Source organism: Candidatus Dechloromonas phosphoritropha, from assembly GCA_016722705.1.
Classification (GTDB): Bacteria; Pseudomonadota; Gammaproteobacteria; order Burkholderiales; family Rhodocyclaceae; genus Azonexus; species Azonexus phosphoritrophus.
The window spans coordinates 21,732-40,702 of record JADKGN010000001.1; the positions used below are offsets into that span (position 1 = coordinate 21,732).

15 protein-coding genes are annotated in these 18,971 nt (G+C 59.0%); 10 read left to right on the plus strand and 5 right to left on the minus strand.

Annotated elements, in window-relative coordinates; translation table 11 throughout:
• Window positions 1-52: 52 nt before the first annotated feature.
• Window positions 53-1,993 carry a hypothetical protein gene (locus tag IPP03_00070; GenBank protein ID MBL0351176.1) on the minus strand — a complete coding sequence of 647 codons (1,941 nt, stop codon included), beginning with the start codon at window positions 1,991-1,993 and terminating at the stop codon, window positions 53-55.
• A 357-nt stretch (window positions 1,994-2,350) separates the two neighbouring features.
• Here IPP03_00070 and IPP03_00075 point away from each other — a divergent pair, with 357 nt between their 5' ends.
• The 7 genes from IPP03_00075 (at window position 2,351) to IPP03_00105 (ending at window position 9,472) form a co-directional block, all read left to right on the plus strand.
• A complete protein-coding gene (locus IPP03_00075; protein ID MBL0351177.1) occupies window positions 2,351-5,281 on the plus strand; it encodes an N-6 DNA methylase in 2,931 nt (976 codons plus the stop codon).
• A gap of 2 nt (window positions 5,282-5,283) precedes the next feature.
• Window positions 5,284-7,698 carry a DEAD/DEAH box helicase family protein gene (locus tag IPP03_00080; protein ID MBL0351178.1) on the plus strand — a complete coding sequence of 805 codons (2,415 nt, stop codon included), beginning with the start codon at window positions 5,284-5,286 and terminating at the stop codon, window positions 7,696-7,698.
• Between the two features lie 102 nt (window positions 7,699-7,800).
• Window positions 7,801-8,214, plus strand: a complete 414-nt coding sequence (locus IPP03_00085) for a putative toxin-antitoxin system toxin component, PIN family (protein ID MBL0351179.1) — start codon at window positions 7,801-7,803, stop codon at window positions 8,212-8,214.
• Complete coding sequence (locus IPP03_00090) at window positions 8,211-8,444, plus strand: toxin-antitoxin system HicB family antitoxin (GenBank protein ID MBL0351180.1); 234 nt, start codon at window positions 8,211-8,213, stop codon at window positions 8,442-8,444. Before IPP03_00085 ends, IPP03_00090 begins: the two co-directional genes overlap by 4 nt.
• A gap of 232 nt (window positions 8,445-8,676) precedes the next feature.
• Window positions 8,677-8,925, plus strand: a complete 249-nt coding sequence (locus tag IPP03_00095; protein MBL0351181.1) for a helix-turn-helix transcriptional regulator — start codon at window positions 8,677-8,679, stop codon at window positions 8,923-8,925.
• Window positions 8,922-9,143 carry a hypothetical protein gene (locus tag IPP03_00100; protein MBL0351182.1) on the plus strand — a complete coding sequence of 74 codons (222 nt, stop codon included), beginning with the start codon at window positions 8,922-8,924 and terminating at the stop codon, window positions 9,141-9,143. Before IPP03_00095 ends, IPP03_00100 begins: the two co-directional genes overlap by 4 nt.
• An 86-nt stretch (window positions 9,144-9,229) precedes the next feature.
• The gene (locus IPP03_00105) at window positions 9,230-9,472 is read left to right on the plus strand and encodes a hypothetical protein (protein MBL0351183.1); all 243 of its coding nucleotides are present in this window, start codon (window positions 9,230-9,232) and stop codon (window positions 9,470-9,472) included.
• 51 nt (window positions 9,473-9,523) lie between these two features.
• Here IPP03_00105 and IPP03_00110 read toward each other — a convergent pair whose 3' ends face one another.
• Entirely contained in the window at window positions 9,524-10,786 is a 1,263-nt protein-coding gene (locus IPP03_00110) for a tyrosine-type recombinase/integrase (protein MBL0351184.1), read from the minus strand.
• Window positions 10,787-11,552: 766 nt separating this feature from the next.
• On the opposite strand from IPP03_00110, the gene IPP03_00115 reads away from it, so the two are divergent.
• On the plus strand, window positions 11,553-13,151 hold the full coding sequence (locus IPP03_00115; GenBank protein MBL0351185.1) for a wax ester/triacylglycerol synthase family O-acyltransferase: 1,599 nt from the start codon (window positions 11,553-11,555) through the stop codon (window positions 13,149-13,151).
• 10 nt (window positions 13,152-13,161) lie between these two features.
• Here the strand turns inward: IPP03_00115 and IPP03_00120 are convergent, their stop codons facing one another.
• The 3 genes from IPP03_00120 to IPP03_00130 form a co-directional block, all read right to left on the minus strand.
• Window positions 13,162-14,013: an SDR family NAD(P)-dependent oxidoreductase gene (locus IPP03_00120; protein ID MBL0351186.1), complete on the minus strand. Its 852-nt coding sequence runs from the start codon at window positions 14,011-14,013 to the stop codon at window positions 13,162-13,164.
• 158 nt (window positions 14,014-14,171) lie between these two features.
• Entirely contained in the window at window positions 14,172-15,659 is a 1,488-nt protein-coding gene (locus IPP03_00125) for a GTPase domain-containing protein (protein MBL0351187.1), read from the minus strand.
• 17 nt (window positions 15,660-15,676) lie between these two features.
• Entirely contained in the window at window positions 15,677-17,143 is a 1,467-nt protein-coding gene (locus IPP03_00130) for a DUF2868 domain-containing protein (protein MBL0351188.1), read from the minus strand.
• A 526-nt stretch (window positions 17,144-17,669) separates the two neighbouring features.
• Between IPP03_00130 and IPP03_00135 the strand changes: the two genes are divergently transcribed.
• Together IPP03_00135 and IPP03_00140 are read left to right on the plus strand one after the other, a co-directional pair.
• Entirely contained in the window at window positions 17,670-18,449 is a 780-nt protein-coding gene (locus tag IPP03_00135; protein MBL0351189.1) for a DUF2092 domain-containing protein, read from the plus strand.
• Window positions 18,450-18,461: 12 nt separating this feature from the next.
• Window positions 18,462-18,953, plus strand: a complete 492-nt coding sequence (locus IPP03_00140) for a hypothetical protein (GenBank protein ID MBL0351190.1) — start codon at window positions 18,462-18,464, stop codon at window positions 18,951-18,953.
• The last annotated feature ends 18 nt before the right edge of the window (window positions 18,954-18,971 follow it).

Here is an 18,971-nt window from a genome sequence, read left to right on the forward strand (position 1 = left end):
GACTGGGTCAGGAAATCACCCGAAAAGAGTTGTCATGACAAATGCCGACTTGTCACGCGGCCTCGTTGGGGTCGTTGTTCTTCAGCCATTCGTCGGCATCGTCGTTTCCGCAATCGACCGAACGGTCTGCTTCGTAGGTGTCAGCAAACCGGTCACCCCGATCATTCAATTGCTCATATGAATCCGTGCGGCGTTCTGCCTCGCGCTTCGCTCTCTCGTCAGCGGCCCCGCGCTTGTCCGTAATCTTGAATCGGGGCACCCACCCGACCCCCTTTCGGTAGGGCTCGAACGGATCGGTACGGGTGCCCAGATGGGCTCGAAACACGTCACGCAGCCGTTTCATCTTTGCCGCGTTTGCCCCGCTGTGTGGCAGCCTCATCTTGTTTGCCATCCCCAATAAAAGCGCGCCCTGGCTGTTTACGCTACCCCGACGCCTATCCACCAGTTCCAGCACGCCTAACGCAACTCGCCGTGTCTCATGGCGTGCACGAATTTCCACCATATTGTTTGCAGCCAATCCAGTCTCTGATTTATCCCCGACGAAAGCGATACTCAGTTCGCTGGCATCAAGCTTCTCCATGGTGAGGAAGATATTGCACGGGCTTCCTGAAACAGCAAGGACGGGGTGCTCATCAGCTTCGGTATCCGTCGTCGGCATATCGGCGGACTTGCCTCTATCTTCATCAACACCAAAATCTTCCGCCTCGATCGCCTCCACATAAGCGGTTTCGAATAGAGCGAGTTCGAGAGGCGGGCAAGAAGTGTCTTCTGGATTTGACCCTCTCGTAAGGCCAGTGATCGGGTGCATGTCCATCAATCGCGATTCTTCAATCTTTGCACGGATGAACGCCTTCGCCTGAATGCCCGGTTGCTTGCTCCAGCGCTCGATCAGCGCCTTGCCGGTGATGTAGCGGTCGGCTGGCTCGAAGGCTGAAATATCATCCTCCCTGAACCGGCACGCCATCAGGGGCGACAGGTAGTCGAAGTCGTTTCCGCTGCCGGGATCGAAGTAAAATTTCCGCGGAGGGTCGAGTTCATTTGCATTCCTGAACGCCGCGAGGCCACCATCATCTTGTCCAATGAATACCCAGGCGGCCAGTTCTTCTGGCGTCGCACCCAGCCGCTTGGTCAACAGTTTCATCGCTTTGGGGTAGGCAATATAGCGCACGGGCGAGGCCGGCGGGGTGGAGGGTGCTTCATCCGCGTCAGCAAAGCGCGCGCGCACCGGGTAATAATCGCCCCCCGTCTGCCGCTCCTGCGACGCCATGCGCGCAAGTTCCTGCCGAAGTTCCTTCAATCGTGCTTCCTTCAGTGCCAGATCACTGGCTGTTGGTGCTGGCGCGACCTCCCACTCCGCAATCTGCTGCTTGATGGCATCCATTTTTTGGCAGAAATCCCACCAGAGCCGGCGATCAGCCAGAGTGACAGGGTCGCTCTGGTAGTCCGTCTGGATGGCGACCGCGCGCCGCTGCGCCGGTGCCAGCGCGTCCCAGGGTGGCAGAAATTCGCTCTCCACGCGGCGGCGGAGTTTATCCGGGAGTGCATCAAGCGCTTGGTCAAACCACGCTTCCAGCGCGAGTGTCAGGCTCTCGAATTCCTCGCTGGCAATTGCCGTTCTTGACGATGCGGCCTGAGCGTTGGCATGCCTGACCTCGCGTGCCAGATCGTTCGGGAATGCGATTTTGTCCTGTGTCAGGGCGATGTACTGTGAAAGCCAATCCAGAAAGGCCGTGGCCTCCACGTAGCGATACCCGTCACGCTCAAACGTCATTGGACGCTCGATATTCAACCGGGCATCACTGAAAGCGCCGATCAATGTCCGCTCGTTCGCCAAAGCGCGCTGGCTGGGCGCCCGTAGTTCGGGCTCCAATGCGTGGTGATCATCCGAAACCGGGAGGAAACCGGCGCCCAAGCGAATGGCATCGCTGTGCAGCCACCAGAGGCACCCGTCACCGGTGACATGAAGATATGGCTCAAATTTGGTCATCGGCATGCCCGGTCATTTCCGCTTGCGGCATTGCGATTCGGATTTGGCGGGAAGACGTCTTTGGTTGAGTGTTGGCGAGCCATGTGTATTCCTTTCAAGTCTGGTGCTCAACAATCAAAATGAGATTCTGGATTATGCAGGACGTTACGGTACACTTCAGCACTGAATAGCACGGGGCCGGCTGGCGATTCTGGTAGCAAGGTGACCCCCTAAACGACGAAGATCACGAGAAAGCAGTTGATGGCCCGCTCCACCGTCCACTACGCGGACAAGGAAACCAACAACATCCTCAAGAAGCTGCATAACAAGCTGCGGCCAGCCGGCACGCCGGTGCAACGGGTCGAATACATCATCGAACTGCTGTTGCTGCGCATCTTCGAAGTCAAGCTGGTGCAAGACCCCGAGTTCACGCAGTTGCGCGGCGCGTTCGCCGGCGACAACGAGACACTGCTGTTTTCATCATTGTTGAGCCTGCCCAACGACCAGATTTTGGCCGCGCTCAATACGCGTTTTTTTCCTTTCTATGCCCGCATCCTGAGCGAAGCGCGCAAGGTCTGGCAGGGCAATCTCTCGACCAAGGTGCAGGATCAACTGATTCTGATCGAGGAGGTTTTCGGCAACTCGAATTTCACCAACAATGTCACCAGCGGCAACATGGCCGAGATCATCGGGCTGGTGGCCGAACTCGACAGCGAACGGTTGCTCAAGACCGATCTGCTGGGCGATGCCATCGAATCGGCGCTCTCGGAAACCGGTGGCACCAAGGACATCGGCCTGCATCGCACCCCCGACCACATTCGGCAATTCATGGTCGGCTTGGCGGCACCGACCTTCAAATCCCGACTTTTTGACCCGGCGGTGGGCACCGGCGGCTTCATGTTCGACAGATTCGAATATGTGCTCGAAGGCATCTACCGCGAAGGCCACTGGCCCGGCGCCAAGGCGCACCCGGAACTGATTGCATGGTTCAAGGAGTGGTTCGACCGGCATCCGACGGCGCTTCCGCCCCATGAGGTAACCACCGACTTTTACCGTAGCGGCGTCGGGGGCATCGAATATCTGGGCATGGTGCGCAAGATGGCGGCCATCAATTTCTATGTGCGCGGCCTCAACCCGGGCAACATCCAGCAAGGCGACGCGCTGGAAAAGTTCGGCACCGACATCCTGCCGTGTAGCAAGTCCATCGTCATGGCCAATCCACCCTTCGGCGCGCAGCGCGACAAGGAGTCCTACCCCAACGTCTGGAGCGAATACTCGACCGAGTCCGAGACCACCATCCTCTTCGTCAAGCTGATGCTGGAAACGCTGGAGCCGGGCGGTGTCTGTGCCGTCATCGTTTCCGAAGGTTTCTTGACCTGGGACCAGAACAGCGCGCGTGCCCTGCGCCGCGCCTTGCTCGAAGATTGCAACCTGCAAGCCATCATCAGCCTGCCGCAGGGGCTGTTCGTCAGCAAGGGCGGCCAGGGGCCGAAAACCTCCATCCTGCTTTTCGTCAAGGGACAGCCCACCAAGCGTGTCTGGTTTTACAAGGTCGGCAACGACGGCTACACCATGGGCACGAATCGCAAGCCCATCGCCGGCTGCCAACTGGTCGAGGCGCTCGACCTATTTCATGGGTTTGTGCGCCAGGGCAAGGAGCCGCCCGAGAGTCGGCATTCCTTCTGCATTCCCGCCGAATGGATCAAGACCCTCGACCCGCGTATCAAGGACCGCATCCGTACCGAAACGCGAGCCGACATGGCCACGAAGGAAGCTAACGACCGCGCCAGGCAGTTGGTAAAGTGGAATGCCCAGATCGCCGCAAAGAAGCTGGCACCCGCCGAGCGCGATGAACGGCTAAGCCAACATGCCGAACTCTGGTTCGGCAAGACCGAAAACGACATTGCCCACAAGATCGAGCGCGCGCACCTCTATTCCTTCAACCTGCCCAATTACCGCAGCAGTCTGAGCCTGGCGCAAATCGAGGCATGGAAAAGCTTTGCCGCCACTCGCCTGCGCGAAGGCAATGGCGAAGCCACGCTGGAAGCAAAATACCGCGCCGTCGCCGCTGCATGCACCGAGGAACTGGACGAGATGTTGTCCTCCCTCGATCCGAGACATACGCTGGAACTTGATTGGGCGCGGCAGTTTCTGACCGGTGTCCCGGCGGCGGAGTTCAAGAAACACCCGCACCTGAATACCTTGCAGGAAGTGATTGCGTCGCAGGCAAAGGCAGCGCGCGTCCAAGTGAAAGAACTAATCAAGCCGCGCCAGGAGAAGATCAAGAAAGACGACTACAACGGCGCACTTCCAATTGTCGAGAAAATCAGTTTCGCCGATGGTCTCCTTCACTTCCGGGAAGAGCGCGAAACCGGGATGGATTTATACAAGGCGTGCAAGGGCGATCTTGTCACTTCAAAAATCAACCTGCACCAAGGGGCGCTCGCGCTTGCGCCGTGCGATCTGGTCACCTCGACGCATTACCTGCCCTACGAGATAAACGCAGCCGATGTTGATCCGAGGTATCTGGTTGCCGTGCTTCGTTCCACGCAGTTTCGCGCGCTGATTGATGCGCAGAAGAACAGCGGAATCAAGAACGAGCAGGGAGCTGAGTTCCTTGGTGAGTTTGAGATTCCGTTGCCCGATCTCGAAGACCAAATAAGGATAGTTGGCCAACTGGAAAAATTATCTGATCTGCGGTTTCACGCTAATGGTTTTATTGGGGCATGGGGCGCCGATTTGTTCCTTTCTTTCGATGGCGAATCTATGGTGTTGGGCGAGTTGGCTGATGTCGATGCCAAGGTGGTCAAAGACCTAAACGTGGTGTCAGATGTCCGGTATGTGGGGGGCGAGCATATTGAGTCGGGAACAGGGCGACTAGTCGCATCGCAGACAGTCGCCGAGGCTGGAATAATTGGCCCATCTTATCCTTTCAAAATAGGTCAAGTTGTTTATAGCAAGGTTCGTCCTAACCTGATGAAGTGTTTTTATGCTGACTTCGATGGCGTGTGCAGCTCTGATATTTACCCATACACGATCAAATCAGAAAAAATTTCCGCAGATTATCTTGCCATAGTTATGGCATCGAACTGGTTTGCGGAGAGGACGTTAGAGTTTCAAGAGCGCGCAGGGATGCCGAAGGTGAATCGAGACCAACTTGCGACTATTCGGATCATTGTCCCGAGCATCGAAGATCAATTGAGGTGCGTGAGGAACTACAAGGCAAGTCGATTCGTCGTTGATGAGTTAGAGGCAAGTGCCAACGTTTGCAGACATAAGGCACGGGACATCATTAGCTCAATCTGGGAATCCTGACCATGCCCAAGCCAACGAAAACCGGCGTCTTCGACAACGAGGCGTCCACGGTGGACCTCAAGGTTTGCGAGACCTTGAAGGCGCTGGACTGGCGGCTGGGTGACACCTTGCTCTATCAGCCCAGCTACGCGCTGACCGAAGACGAGCAGAAGGACTATCCCGGCAGTAAGTCGATCAAGCCGGATTTCGTGTTGCAGGATTTGCAGGGCTTCGCGCTGGCGGTGATCGAGAACAAGCTGGACGATCCACGCAAGGCGCTGCCCAAGTTGCGGCTCAAATACAGCCGTTTGCTGAAACCCCGTTTCCTCTACGCCTGTGCAGCCGATGGCGCGGGTGGCCTGAAAGTGCTGTTTTTCGACCTCGCCTGGCGCGGCGTGGATGCAGCGGATTTCCGCGTGGTCGATGGCTTCATGTCATTGACGGATGTGAAGCTCAAGATCGAGCAGGACCGGCTGAGACGACAGCAGCAGGAAATCAGCATCGACACGACGTGGGCCGGCGGTTTCGACCCGGCAGCGGGAAAAGCGCGCACCTACCAACTGGATTGCATTCGCACGCTGCTCGATCATTACCGCGACGGCAAGATGAAGATGCTGGTGCACATGGCCACCGGCCTGGGCAAAACGCGAACGATGGTCGTCTTCGCCAAGGCGCTGCTCGATCATGCGCTGGCCCGGCGTATCCTGTTCGTGGTGGATCGGCGCACGCTGGCCCGGCAGGCGATCAACAAGGGGTTCCGGCTGCTCGCCCCGACCTACAACAGCCACTGGATCACCTCGGCGAGTTGGCGCGCGCACAAGAACAAGAATATCCACGCGGTGGTGATCGATACGCTTGAACTGCTTTACGACAGGATTCCAAGCAATTTTTACGACCTCATCATCGTGGATGAATGCCACCGCTCGATCACGGTCAATCGCAATCTGGTGTTCGATCATTTCGTCTGCCCGCGCGTCGGCCTGACGGCCACCCCGCGCATTGCCGTCCCGCCGAAGGGCGGCAAGCTCAACGACGATGACGCCGCGATTAACGACACCTATCGTCTGTTCGGCTGCGCGAGCGGGGCGCCGGATTTCGAGTTCAACCTTGATCGAGGCATCGACGAAGGCTTTTTGGCGCCGTATCGCAAGGAAGAGCACATTACCGCGCTGACCAAGGAAGCGATGGAAAGCGGGGTGCTCTACGATCACCTGCTCGACCCGGAGTTATGGAAGGAAGGGAAGCACCAACGTATCGAGTTGGGTGAGCAGCAGAAGATCGAACTGGAGCGGCTGAACAAGCGCATCCTGAGCGATGAACAAGCGAAGCGATGGGCGGAGATCGTCCGCAAGGAAACCGACTACGGCGAAAAGCTGCTTCTGTTCGCCGCCAGCCAGGCGCACTGCCTGATGCTGGTGAAGGCGATCAATGCCGTCTTCAACGATACCGGCCAGCGCCCGAGTTACGCCGAGGCGATCATTTCTGAAAACGACGACATCAACGAATCGCTCAAGGAATGGTTTGATCGGCCTTACTCAAATCCGCGCATCGTGGTGTCGGTGGATATCATGAGCACCGGCGTCGATATTCCCTGTCTTCGTTACATCGCCTTCGGCGCCTTGACCAAATCGGTCGGCAAGTATTTGCAGATGCTGGGGCGCGGTACCCGGCTCGATCCGAAAACCGGCAAGTTCAGTTTCAAGATCCTCGATTTCGTCGGCCTGTGCAAGAAAATGGGCGACAACGGCAAGGGCACGGTCAAGCCAAACGAAAAGGTGGTCAAGCCAGGAGGTGGCGGCGGCGGAGGTGGAGGCGGCGGCATCACGGTTGATGGCATTCTCGACAACCCCGATCCGGCCAGCCTGATTCAGCGGGTGCTGATGACTGATGACGGCATCAGGATCGTCGACAACCTTCCCATTGCCAAGGCGCGCGAACTGTTCGAGGAAGGCGTCAAGTCAACAATGGACCCGCGTATTGCCCTGCTGCGGCGCAAGGCATGGGAAGACAAGGACTACCAACCGACCGAGGAAGAACTGGCGCTCATCAAGGAATGGGCGGCCGCACCCGACGTGATTCTTTCCGAGGAGCAGTTGCAACGGATATACGAATACCCGGCCGGTTCGGTCTGGGATTTCTTTTTGGCGGTGCTTGGCGTCAGGAAGATACCCACCACACGCGAACGCATCGAGGCAGGTTTCGATAGCTATCTGGAGCTATACAATTTCACCGACGAGCAGACCACGGCACTACGCAAGATCAAGGATGTCTTTGTCGCCAATCTCTCGTCGCACGGTCGGGTCGATCTCGACACGACCTTCGCCGACCCTATTTATGCTCGGCTGATAGGCGACTTTGAGGCGATCAATCGCAAGTTCGATGGAAAGTTGCGCGAAGTGGTTGAGGGGATGCAGGGCTGTTTCCGGAATGCGGCATGAGGAAGAAAATGCAATGCTGCCGACGGCGGCATCGGATTCGCTGCGTTGGGCACCGTCCCGCCTGCGCCGACGTTTACGAGGAGATTTCTCATGCCTGACACACTGCCGCGTATCGTCCTCGACACCAATGTGCTGTATGCCGGCCTGTATTCGGCCAGCGGGAAGTCGCATCAACTGCTCAGGGCCATTGACGAGGGCCGGGTGCGCATCGTGCTGTCGACGCCGTTGCTGTTCGAATATGAAGACGTGCTCAAGCGAAATCAGGCGGTGTTGAATCTGAGCGATGCCGAGGTGGAGATCGTGCTTGATAATCTGTGCGCACTGGCTGATTTTCAGGCAGTCTATTTCCTGTGGCGCCCCTGTCTGCCAGATGCCAAGGACGATATGGTTCTGGAACTGGCGGTCGCCGCGCAAGTGCCGCGTATAGTGAGCTTTAACGCCAAGGACTTTGGTCCGGCGTCCCGCTTCGGGATTGAAGTGCTGACCCCGAAAATCATGCTGGAGGAACTGCAATGACTACCTTGAATTTGACGCTGCCCAATTCCATTCAACGCCACCTTCAGGAAATGGCCGACCTCGAAGGCGTGCCCGTCAATCAGTTCGTCATGAGCGCGGTGGTGGAGAAAATCTCCGCACTGACCGCCGAGGCGTACCTTTGCACGCGCGCCGGCCGCGCCGATCCCGGTGCGTTTCGGGCGATTCTGGACAAGGTGCCCCAGCGCCCGCCACTGGCTGGCGACGAATGATCGGCTTTGCCTGATGGCGTGCGACTTGATTTCTCGGGTTACCCCATGAGTGCCGACGCACGGTTCGGCTCGCTCTCATCGCTGGGAATCGGCGCAGGTAACGGATAAGCAGTTCACCCAGATCGGTTTCAACCTGAAAGAAGCGCCGCCCACTCGCCAGCGCCAAAGATGCTCGACACTTATCGTTTTGTAGAATATATTGATCGAGTTAGATCAATTATTATTCGACATTATGATTTCATGCCGTCTGTCCACCATCCTTGGCGCCAAGCGCCTGAAAGTCTCCGACGTGTGCCGGGCGACTGGCATCGCACGGGCGACGCTGGATCGCTACTACAACGACCGGGTAAAGAGTTTCGACCGCGACGTGCTGGGTAAGCTCTGCCAGTTCCTCCAGGTCAAACCCGGCGATTTGCTGGTAGTGGTTGAACAAGGCGATTTGTTCGGCTTGCCAACGGCCCAGGACGGGGAGTTCTCATGACCGAGCGGGAACTGAAACTGCTGATTGACGCGCAGGCCATCAAGCGCGTGCAAATCCACTATGCGGTGATGGCGCAGGGTTACATGGTGATCGCCGACGGCAAGGCGCTGGAAACGACCAAGCGCGAGACCCGGGAATTCAAGACGCTCGATGCGGCGGCGAAACTGTTGTTCAAACTGGGTGTGGCGGATTTTGCGGTGAAGTTGCGGACAACATGACGACTGGGCAACCAATGCGAGCTCAGCATGAAGCGCCTGGCTTCGAGCAACCGAAGGTGCGTCTGTTTCCTCCCGTCACGCGGCGCATGGCGCTGGATATTGCGATGCGGATGCTGTCATTGTCCAAAGTATCCGCACCGCCGATCTGTCACGGCAGGAAACCCGCGCAATTTCGCATCTATGTCACCCTGCCGGAGCCCTGCTGGTGGATTGAGGCCCCATGGGGTGATGGCAAAGACGGATTCACGATTCGCAGTAGCCGTGTGATTGTGATCGGCAGGCAAACGGGAACTGTTCACTATGACGGTTCAGCCGGCGATGAAGGGTAACGTCAAAATTTCCCCGCGCTCACCGTCTCGCCAGCGCCGGCTTTCAATTGATCACGCCGCGCCACGAATCGGCTTGACCACCGCATTGGTCGGCATCGCGGCGCAATACACAGCCCATTCCGCCATCAGGGCGGCACGCTTGGCGAACTGCGAACCGCGCTGATAGGCGCGCTCGACCGCATCCGGCAACTGGTGCGCCAGCGCGTGTTCGGCCACCTCACGCGGGTAATTGGTGGTTTCAGCCGCCCACATACGGAAGCTGCTGCGGAAGCCATGAACGGTGATGCCTTCGCCGTTGGTATCCACCCAGACGGGCTTGCCATTGCCGTTCATGCGGCGAATCACGGCAGTCAGCGACATATCCGACAAGGGCTGGCCTTTGGTTCCGGCGAATACGACATCATCGTCGCTATCCCTGGGCATCGACGCCAGCAAGGCCAGCGCCGCATCGCTCAAGGGAACCTGATGCTCGCGTTTGGCTTTCATTCGCTCGGCCGGGATTGTCCAGAGCTTACCAGTCGTATCGAACTCAGCCCATCGAGCACCGCGCACCTCACCCGACCGGCAGGCGGTGAGAATAGCGAACTCGACTGCTCGGGCGGACACACCCTCACGCACGCGCAGAGCCGACATGAACGCGCCGATGCGCGGCCACGGTAGCGATGGATGGTTCTTCGTCCGGCTCGTCTTGCTGATGGTTGCCAGCAAGTTTTCGAGGTGGCCTTTCCAGCGGGCTGGATTCTCGCCGGTGCGGTAGCCGCTGGTGGTGGCCCACCCCAGCACGGACTCGATACGCCCGCGCACACGACTGGCGGTTTCGGTCTTGCTCTCCCATATCGGCGCCAGACATTTCACGACCAAACCGGTGTCGATCTCGGCCACGGGCAAATGGCCAAATACCGGACTGGCGTAGGTGTTGAGCGTGTTGGTCCATTGGTCGCAATGCTTGGCGTTTTTCCAGCCGGCCTTGTGCGTCAGGATGTACGCCTCGGCGCACTGGTCGAAGGTCATCATCTTTGCCTCGGCCAGCGCGGCGGCGATCTGTTTCTGCTTCCTGGCCGCTAGTGGATTGATGCCGTCGATCAGCAGTTTCCGCGCATCCAGTGCCTTCTGCCGCGCTTCGGCCAGACTCACGGTATGCGTCGGCCCCAACCCCATCCCGAACGGCTTACCGGCCACCATGTAACGCAACAGCCAGGACTTCGCGCCCGTGGCAGTGATCTGGAGCGTCAAGCCGCCACCGTCGCCGTATAGCCCCGGCTTGGTAAGCTTGGTGACTTGCAGTGCTGAAAGTCGTTGCTGTTGACGTGCCATGCTATCCGCTCCACTATCAAAATGACTATCAAACTATAGTCGGATTTTGGTGGATTGTATAGGATTATCTTGGAAGCTTATATTACGTAACATATTGTTATATAAGCCACATTCTGCATTATTCTGGATTGTGCTGGACTATAATCAGGCGGACTCCGTCTCCGCCAGTTGAGTAACACAAGACCCTGATCCGTCAGGGTTTTGTCGTTTTTGAGCTACCTTTGAGATGTGATTTGAGTCATGTCTGCGAGGTGCTCCATGATTTTTGGCTATCGAAGAGCGGCTACAGATAGCTTGGTAACTCCGGGGCAAAAAAATGAAGGCCACCTAATCGGGGGGCCTTTTTCATTTGTTGCGCCGGCCGCGTTCAACGCCGGAGCGACGCTGACTCATGCACGCCAATGCCCACGTTGATCTGGCCATCGCGCGTCATGGATCGGAAAAATCACGCCCGGCACCCAGCTACCCTTGACGTCGTTACCCCGTCGTGTCGCCGAGTTCAGGGACTGGCCAACTGGCCAGCCCCTGAACTCTACCCACCCACGCCCATATCGGGCATTTCTACTTTGCCTTGACAGGGTACTGCTGAGACTTGACCAAAAGCAGCCAATCCATTAATACTTCGACGTGTTCCCCGCATTCCCTGATCTCTTGCTCGCCAGTTGCACCTTCCCAGACCTGAATCGAGAGCAGGCGTCGGTTCCGGCCATCCGAAACGGTTGGGAGGCCATCCACCAGTTATGAAGTGGTTGAGGTAGAAAGTAGGATGAAGCAACTTTCCGGTACGGACAACCTGTTTCTTGCGCAGGAAACCGGCAATCAGCGGGCCCATGTCGCTGGATTGGGCATTTACGACCCGTCGACCGCGCCCGGTGGCAAGGTGCGATTCAAGGATGTTATCGAATTCTTTACGAGCCGCCTCGACAAGTCGGCGGTGTTCCGCAGGCGACTGGTACGAGTGCCTTTCGATCTCGATCGGCCCTACTGGATTGACGAGAAGGATATTGATGTTGAATATCACGTCCGCCACATGGCGTTGCCGCGTCCCGGGGACTGGCGGCAATTGATGATTCAGGTAGCACGGATACATGCCCGCCCGCTCGACCTGTCCAAGCCCGCCTGGGAGGCCTACATCATCGAGGGCCTCGACAACGTCCCCAACCTTGCTCCCGGCAGTTTTGCGCTCTATATCAAGTTTCACCACTCGGCGATTGACGGCCAGGCCGGTGCGGCGCTGGTCGGCAGCCTGCATTCGCTGACTCCTGAAATCGAGACGGTTTCCAGGAAACCGCTCACCAAGGTGGTCGATCGCGAACCGACCACCCTTGAACTCCTCGCCCGAATGGTTGGCAGTCGCGTCGATCAGGCGGTGAATGCAACCAAACTGCTGGGCGCGCTTGCACCATTCGCGTTTCAGTTGGGACAGAAGCAGATCGAAACGATGGTTCGCGGTTCGCTGGGCGTACGAGTTGGCGAGGATGGCCGGGAAGCGGCCGGAGTTTCCAAGAAAGCGCCGCCCACCCGTTTCAACGGCCCGTTGTCGCCGCATCGCGTCGTCGATGCCATGCCGCTGCCATTCGGGGATATCCAGAAGATCAGGGAGGCGGTGCCCGGATCGACGATCAATGACGTCTTCGTGTCGGTGTGTGGCGGCACCTTGGGCAAGTACCTCCAGGCGAAGGGCGAGTTGCCGGAGATCAGTCTCAACGCCCTGGTGCCGATGAGTATCCATGGCGAAGCCAAAAGCGGGGATGCGGGGAACCAGATTGGGATGGCCTTCGTGCCGGTATTCAGCAATATTGCCGATGCTCGGGAACGCCTGCGCAAGGTATCTCGAGGCACGACGAAGGGCAAGAATGCCGTCAATTCAGTGGGCAAGGATCTGCCGGCCAGGATTTTCCAGACCCTTCCGTCCAGGGCTGTTGATTTCGCCGTACGTCACGTCCTGCTGCCGCAGTTCAATTTCACCGTGTCCAACGTACGCGGCCCGTCGCTGTCTCTTTATATGGCGGGTGCCAGACTCCACGGCTTCATGCCAGTCAGCATGCTGCTCGACGGCATGGGCCTGAATGTCACCGGATTCAGCTATAACGGCACACTCTGGGTGTGCGCGGTTTCCGACCGCATGATGATGCCCGACCCGGAATTCTTCATGAATTGCTTCCGTGAGAGCTTCGCCGAGCATCTTGCGCTGACGGTGCGAGCGCCGGAAGCTGAAACCAGGCCGGCGCGCCGGACGACTCGGAAGGCTGCGCCCGTTGCGGCAACCAGCAAACCCGAAGGCAAGCCGGCGGCCGAGACGAAACCGATACGCAAGCCTGCGATGCGGCGCAAGCCGCCCATCACTACCGCCGCTTCTGAATAAATTTTCGAATCTATTCTGGCTGAGCCTTCCCGAGACGATCGAGGCCGAAGATCCTGGACAGCTTGGCATCGAACATGGCGGTCGGCAGCAGTTTCTTGAGTAGTGGCAGCTTGAAGCTGTTCCTGCCCCCGCGCACGACAATTGGCGGGGTGCCGGCCAGGAGGGCGTCGACCACAGGCCGCGCGAACTCTTCTGCAGGCGTGGCGTCAATCTGCCCGGCTCGGGCACGCGCGCGCACGCCGTCCGCGACCGGCCGATAGACTGACCCTGGGGGCAGGCGCAGTGCTTCCTCGGCATGGGTGCCGAAGCTCGACCGCATGCCGCCGGGCTGGACGGTGACAACGCGGATGCCGAACGGGGCGAGCTCCATGCGCAGCGCGTCGGACAACGAGTGGATTGCCGCCTTGCTCGAACAGTAGGCACCGGCAAAGGGCGTTGCGAACAGGCCGACGATGCTGCCGACATTGACGACGATGGCCATGCCGTTACGCGCTGCGGCACCTCGTAGCAAGGGGAAGAGAGCGCGGGTGACGGCCACCGGCGCGATCACGTTGGTTTCGTATTGCCGGCGCAGGTCGTCGCGACTCAGGTCGATTACCGCGCCCACCTGGCTGAAACCGGCATTGTTGATCAGGATGTCGACCTGACCTACTTCGCTTTCGAGCGTGGTCACGGCGGTTGTGATGCTGGCGTCGTCATCGACGTCGATGACCAGGGTGCGGATGCCTTTTTCGGCGAGTGGCGCGAGCGCCGAGTGCCGGCGGGCGGTGGCAATGACGGAGTGCCCGCGGTTGTGAAATTCGAGTGCCAGCGCGGCGCCGATGCCGCTGGAGCAGCCGGTGATGAGTACGATCTTCTGCATGCGACAAGCCCCGGGATTACTGGATGGTCAGCGCGTCGCTCGCGCGGCGGCAAGAATGTTTGCGGCTAAGATAATATGCGCCCCAGGCGGTAGCGTTCCTGATGTCGACGGTGGCGGAGGCGATGCACCGGGGCTATTCGTACTGACGAATGCCGTGGTCAGTCGCGGTCTGGCGCGGAACGAGCGCGACCGGCCTGAGTGAAGAATGCCATCGACTCGGGATAGAGCTGATTCAGCGTCGATCCGAGGGCGCTTTCGATGACGCGACCCAGTCTTCCTTCCAGCCAGTCCGCATCCGGAAATTCAGTCCGTCCGGCCCAGATTTCGGCAAGTGGCCCTGACTGCCGGGCGACGACCACCTCGATGATCGATTGCCAGTGCGCGGGATGCTCCGATCGACTCCATTCGCCACGGCCCCTGCCGTAATGTGCCACCGCCAGGTAAAGGAGCAGTGACTCCTTGAGTATCTTGTTCAGCGCTCCTTCGTTCCAGCTGACCGTGGCACCGTCCTTGCCCGTAAAGACGTTGTAGCCCCTGGCGACGCCGGCGGCACTCAGGGCACCAAGCGCTGCACCCGCCAGGGCACCGGCTCCCAGCGTCAGGCCGCCGGCCATGAGGTCCGCCGCGAGTCCGGAAATGGCTCCACCCAGAATCGCACCGACGGTCCCGAAGGCGCTCTCGCTCAAGGGTTCATCGACGTTCCAGTCCGCCGCCAGACGCCGCAGTACCTGTTCAGCGGCCCGTCCCTTGAGTCCATGAATGTCGATCAGTTGATCGGTCAAGGCGCACAGGGCCTTTGCGGCACGCTCTTCCAGCATCGTCATGGCGCGCGTCTCGGCAGCCGGCATGTTGTCGCTGCCGATGCCAATCGCCCGGCCGACCTTGCGGAAGGTTGCTGAAACGCCGCCATCCGCGACGCGCTCGCGATCCCTGGTCAAGGTCGCGAGGTAGCTGGCGATCGCCTCGGTCGAGGCACGGTAGGCGTCGAGCCGCCGCGCCTTCCAGGCTTCCTCGAGGGTCTTGAAGGCCGCCTGTTTCTCCTCGGTCAGTGCGCTCGCGACGGCATCGAGCAGGGAGAATTCCTGAACCCAGCAGCGTGCGAACGCGTCTAGAGACAGGACGTCCCCGACGAAGCGGTGCTGGTAAACGTAGTCGCGCCACTGCTTTTTCTCGGCCTCCTCGACCTCTCTCGGGCGTGGTTCGCCCATCTGGTTCAGCAGAACCAGAACTGGCTTGCCGATCCACGAGAGTATTTCCATTTCAGCAAGGACGTAAGCCGCGTCGGCCGGGTTCTCCGAGGCATTGACCAGGTACAAGATGACGTCCGACTGGTCACGAACAGTCTTCAGCACCTGCTGGCTGGACCACGATGCCTTGTCCCGCCAGCGATCCCAGATTTCGGAGAGAAACCAGCCGATCGGATTGTTTCTCTGGCGCAGGCGCTTGGCCAATCGAATACTGTCGCCGAACCCGGGCGTGTCCCACAGGGCCAGGACGTGTCCCTCCGGGCTTCTGATCATGGCATGGGATTCGGAGACTGCGGTCACATGAGGCGCATCGCGAATCTCTCCGATGTCTCGACCGAGAAGGGTTCGCGCCAGCGTCGTCTTGCCGACATTGGTATGGGAGACGAGACTGAGGTCGATTCTGAATGTGGCTTCGCTCACTGGCGGACCTTGCGTGAAGTGTCATTGGCGAACTCGAACCCGGCAAAGGCCCGCGAGGCGCCCGTCTGGGTCAGGTCACAGAAAACATGGGCAACGGCCGTACCGCCGAGAAACCGGGCCCACAGCGCGCGCCGCTCATCCAGGCGCTCTCCTTGTTTTCCGAAGCGTTTGAGAAAAGCGCTTTCATCGATGATGGAGATCACGGGTGGCCCCTGTCGGATTACTGCGCTCAGCGACCTGAGCAGGGTACCGTGGCTTTCATCCTCGGGCGTCGATGTCAGACTGAAAAGGACAAAGCGGCCGGCAAGGTCAGGTGCGCAAATGGCGTCAGGAGGATTGTCTTCCTGGCCGATCGCGATCGGATCGAGTATTTCCAGTCGGGCATCGGTGTCGTACAGTTCCTGAACGACCCTGTTCAACCCCAGCGCGACCTGGGAGGTAATCCGGTAGTTGTAGGGGACGACGACAACCCTGGCCTCGGTTCCCCGGAACCGGCGCAAGAGGCGCTGATAGTATGCCTCGCGCAGATCAATGGGAAACTTCCGCCGCAGTCGCTGCTGCGTGAGCCATGCCCAGCCGGCCAGCAACACCCTCGGCAACACGACGAGGAATCCAACCGTCAGTGCAATCCGGTGAATCCACGGAGCGGCCCCGGTGCCGGTCGGATGGCGCGCCAGATCGAGCGCTGCGATTTCGTCGGCAGTGGGTAGCGGAATGCCGAAAAACGAAGGGATCGCACCGAGAACTGCCATCACATACCATTGCACGACGCGCGCCGCAGCGGGGACGAAAGTGCTCTTCCATCCGGACACATATTCGTTGAAGAAGCCCCGGTAATAGAGCGAGACAATGATTCCGGCGGCGAATGCGGCTGCGGCCAGGTGGAGCAGCCGGCTGACGTAGGCTTTTGACAGCGGGTACGAAACCCGACCCCAGTCGCTCCAGTACGCCGTCCGGAACGATACATCGGCCGTGCCGGAGACCACGCTGCGAAACCGGCCAACTATCACGGCAATAGCCCTGCGCAGCGGGCCGGGCGCTCTCGTTTGTCGGCCGAAAAGGCGACCTGTCGTTTGTCCCAGGAGGAATGCGTAGACCGCCGTGTTCCAGAGCAGAAGCCCGAAGAGTGGAAACGAAGTCAGGTTGATGAGGTTGTCAGGGCCGACCTGGTCGACGAGCACCCCGGAAAGCAGCGCCGTTCCAACCAGCGCCCAGCCGAGCCACTCATGCCAGTCGGTGTCGGTCGTCAGGCGCGCCAGATTCGGCTGCCGCGCGGTGATTTTCTCCCAGGCCAGTTCCGCGCGGCGCCGGATGAAGCTTTCGTCACCGGTGTTTGCGGCGACCTCCCGCGCGGCCTGGTCGCCGATCAGTACGGAATCCGCCTGAGACCAGGACTTCTCGGGTTGCGCGGCGGTTTCGAAGGCCTTGACCAGGCACACGATTCGCGCCGAGTCTTCAGTCATTCGGACCCGCCTGGGTGAGAAGAAGCACGGTCATGGTAGATGTCGCTGTGCATGGGGACAAGACGGAAGCTTGTCATATTAGCGTGCGGTTTCGCAAGTCTTCGCCGTGCCTGAATCGATACTGGGTTTCTTACCGCAGGCGGATGACCCGTTGAGATGAAGAAAAGCGTGCGGTTCGGACGTGCTGCCAACCAGCGAGGCAACGCTCGCCGGGCTACTCCAGAAGAGCCAGATCATTGTTGATGTCAGGGAACAGGACCTGTTGTCCTGGTCGCGGGCGCCTGCCGGCACCGGCCGTGGAGTCTGCACTGGCTGCGGCGCGAGGACCTGGCATGATCAAGGTACGGCAATGAATTGTGAGACAAGCCAATGTTGACCATAATGTACCGGTCGTATGAAGTCGATCTGAATGCGCGCTGGCAGCATCAATTTCCGGTCGCGTCCCATTGAACTGGCAAAGTTGCGCAAACCGGCAATGCGCCGACCGCATTCCTCTCGGAATGTTTCCACCAACCAGGAGATAACCATGGTAAGAAAAAAACTGGTGCTCAGCCTGCTGGCGATGTCGCTTGCGGCACCCGGCATCAATGCACAGACAGTACCTGCCGCGCCGGCCGCTGCTGCCCAGCAGGCCGTCAATCCGGTCGACCCGGCGGCAATTCAGGCGCTTAAAGACATGGGCGCCCATCTGCAAACCCTGAAGCGCTTTCACGTGGCCACCGATCTGACCGGCGAGCGAGTGCTGGCTGATGGCCAGAAGCTGCAGCATATGGCTTCAGCCGACCTCGATGTCGTGCGGCCCAACATGATCCGTGCCCGGATGTCGAGCGCGCGTTCAGAACGTGAACTGATCTATGATGGAAAAGTAGTCACGCTCTATGTGCCGGCGCAAAAGTATTATTCGACTGTCGAATTTTCCGGAACGCTGGGCGAACTGGTAAACAAGCTGGAAGAACGATATGGCGTTGAAATTCCGCTCTCCGACCTTTTCCTCTGGGGAACGCCGGCCGCGCCGCTCGACAATATCCAATCGGCGATGAACGCCGGCCAGGATTTCATCGGCGACGATCTCTGCGATCATTACGCCTTCCGCCAAGGTGAGATCGACTGGCAGATCTGGATCACGACCGGGGAAAAGCCACTGCCGCGCCGGCTGGTGATTACCAATCGCGCCGACGAGGCGCGTCCGCAATCGGCGTCCGTGATCTCCTGGAATCTCAAGCCGACGTTCAAGGACTCGAATTTCAAGTTCGTGCCACCCAAGGGCGCGACTGCTGTCGAACTTCATTCGCTGGAAAAGAAATAAAGGAGCGCCAACATGAAAAAATCATTCAGCAAGTTCTTCCTGGGTCCCCTGACAGTTCTCGCCTTGGCCAGCTTCGTCATGAGTCCGGTGGCTGAGGCGCGGGGCGGTGCTCGTGCGGGCGGTGGCGGCGGCGCTTATGCAGGAGGGGGTGGCAACCGGCAGGTCAATAACGCCCATGCTGACGTGCGGACCAACAATGTGCGCAATACCAGCGTCAACAACGTCAATCGCAACACCAACATCAATGCCAACAAGAACGTTAATGTCAATGTCAATAACAATAATCGTGGCGGCGGCTGGGACAACAACTATCACCCGGTCGCCACGGCAGCAGCGGTTACTGCAGCGGTGGTCGTGACTTCTGCAGTTGTTGGTTCGATGGTGCGCACTGTGCCGGCAGGTTGTGTTCCCGTAAACTATGGCGGCATGATCTATCAGCAGTGCGGCAGTACCTGGTATCAACCTCAAGGCACGCAGTATGTCGTGATCAACCCACCGTATTGATTGCAGTTAATAAAAAGG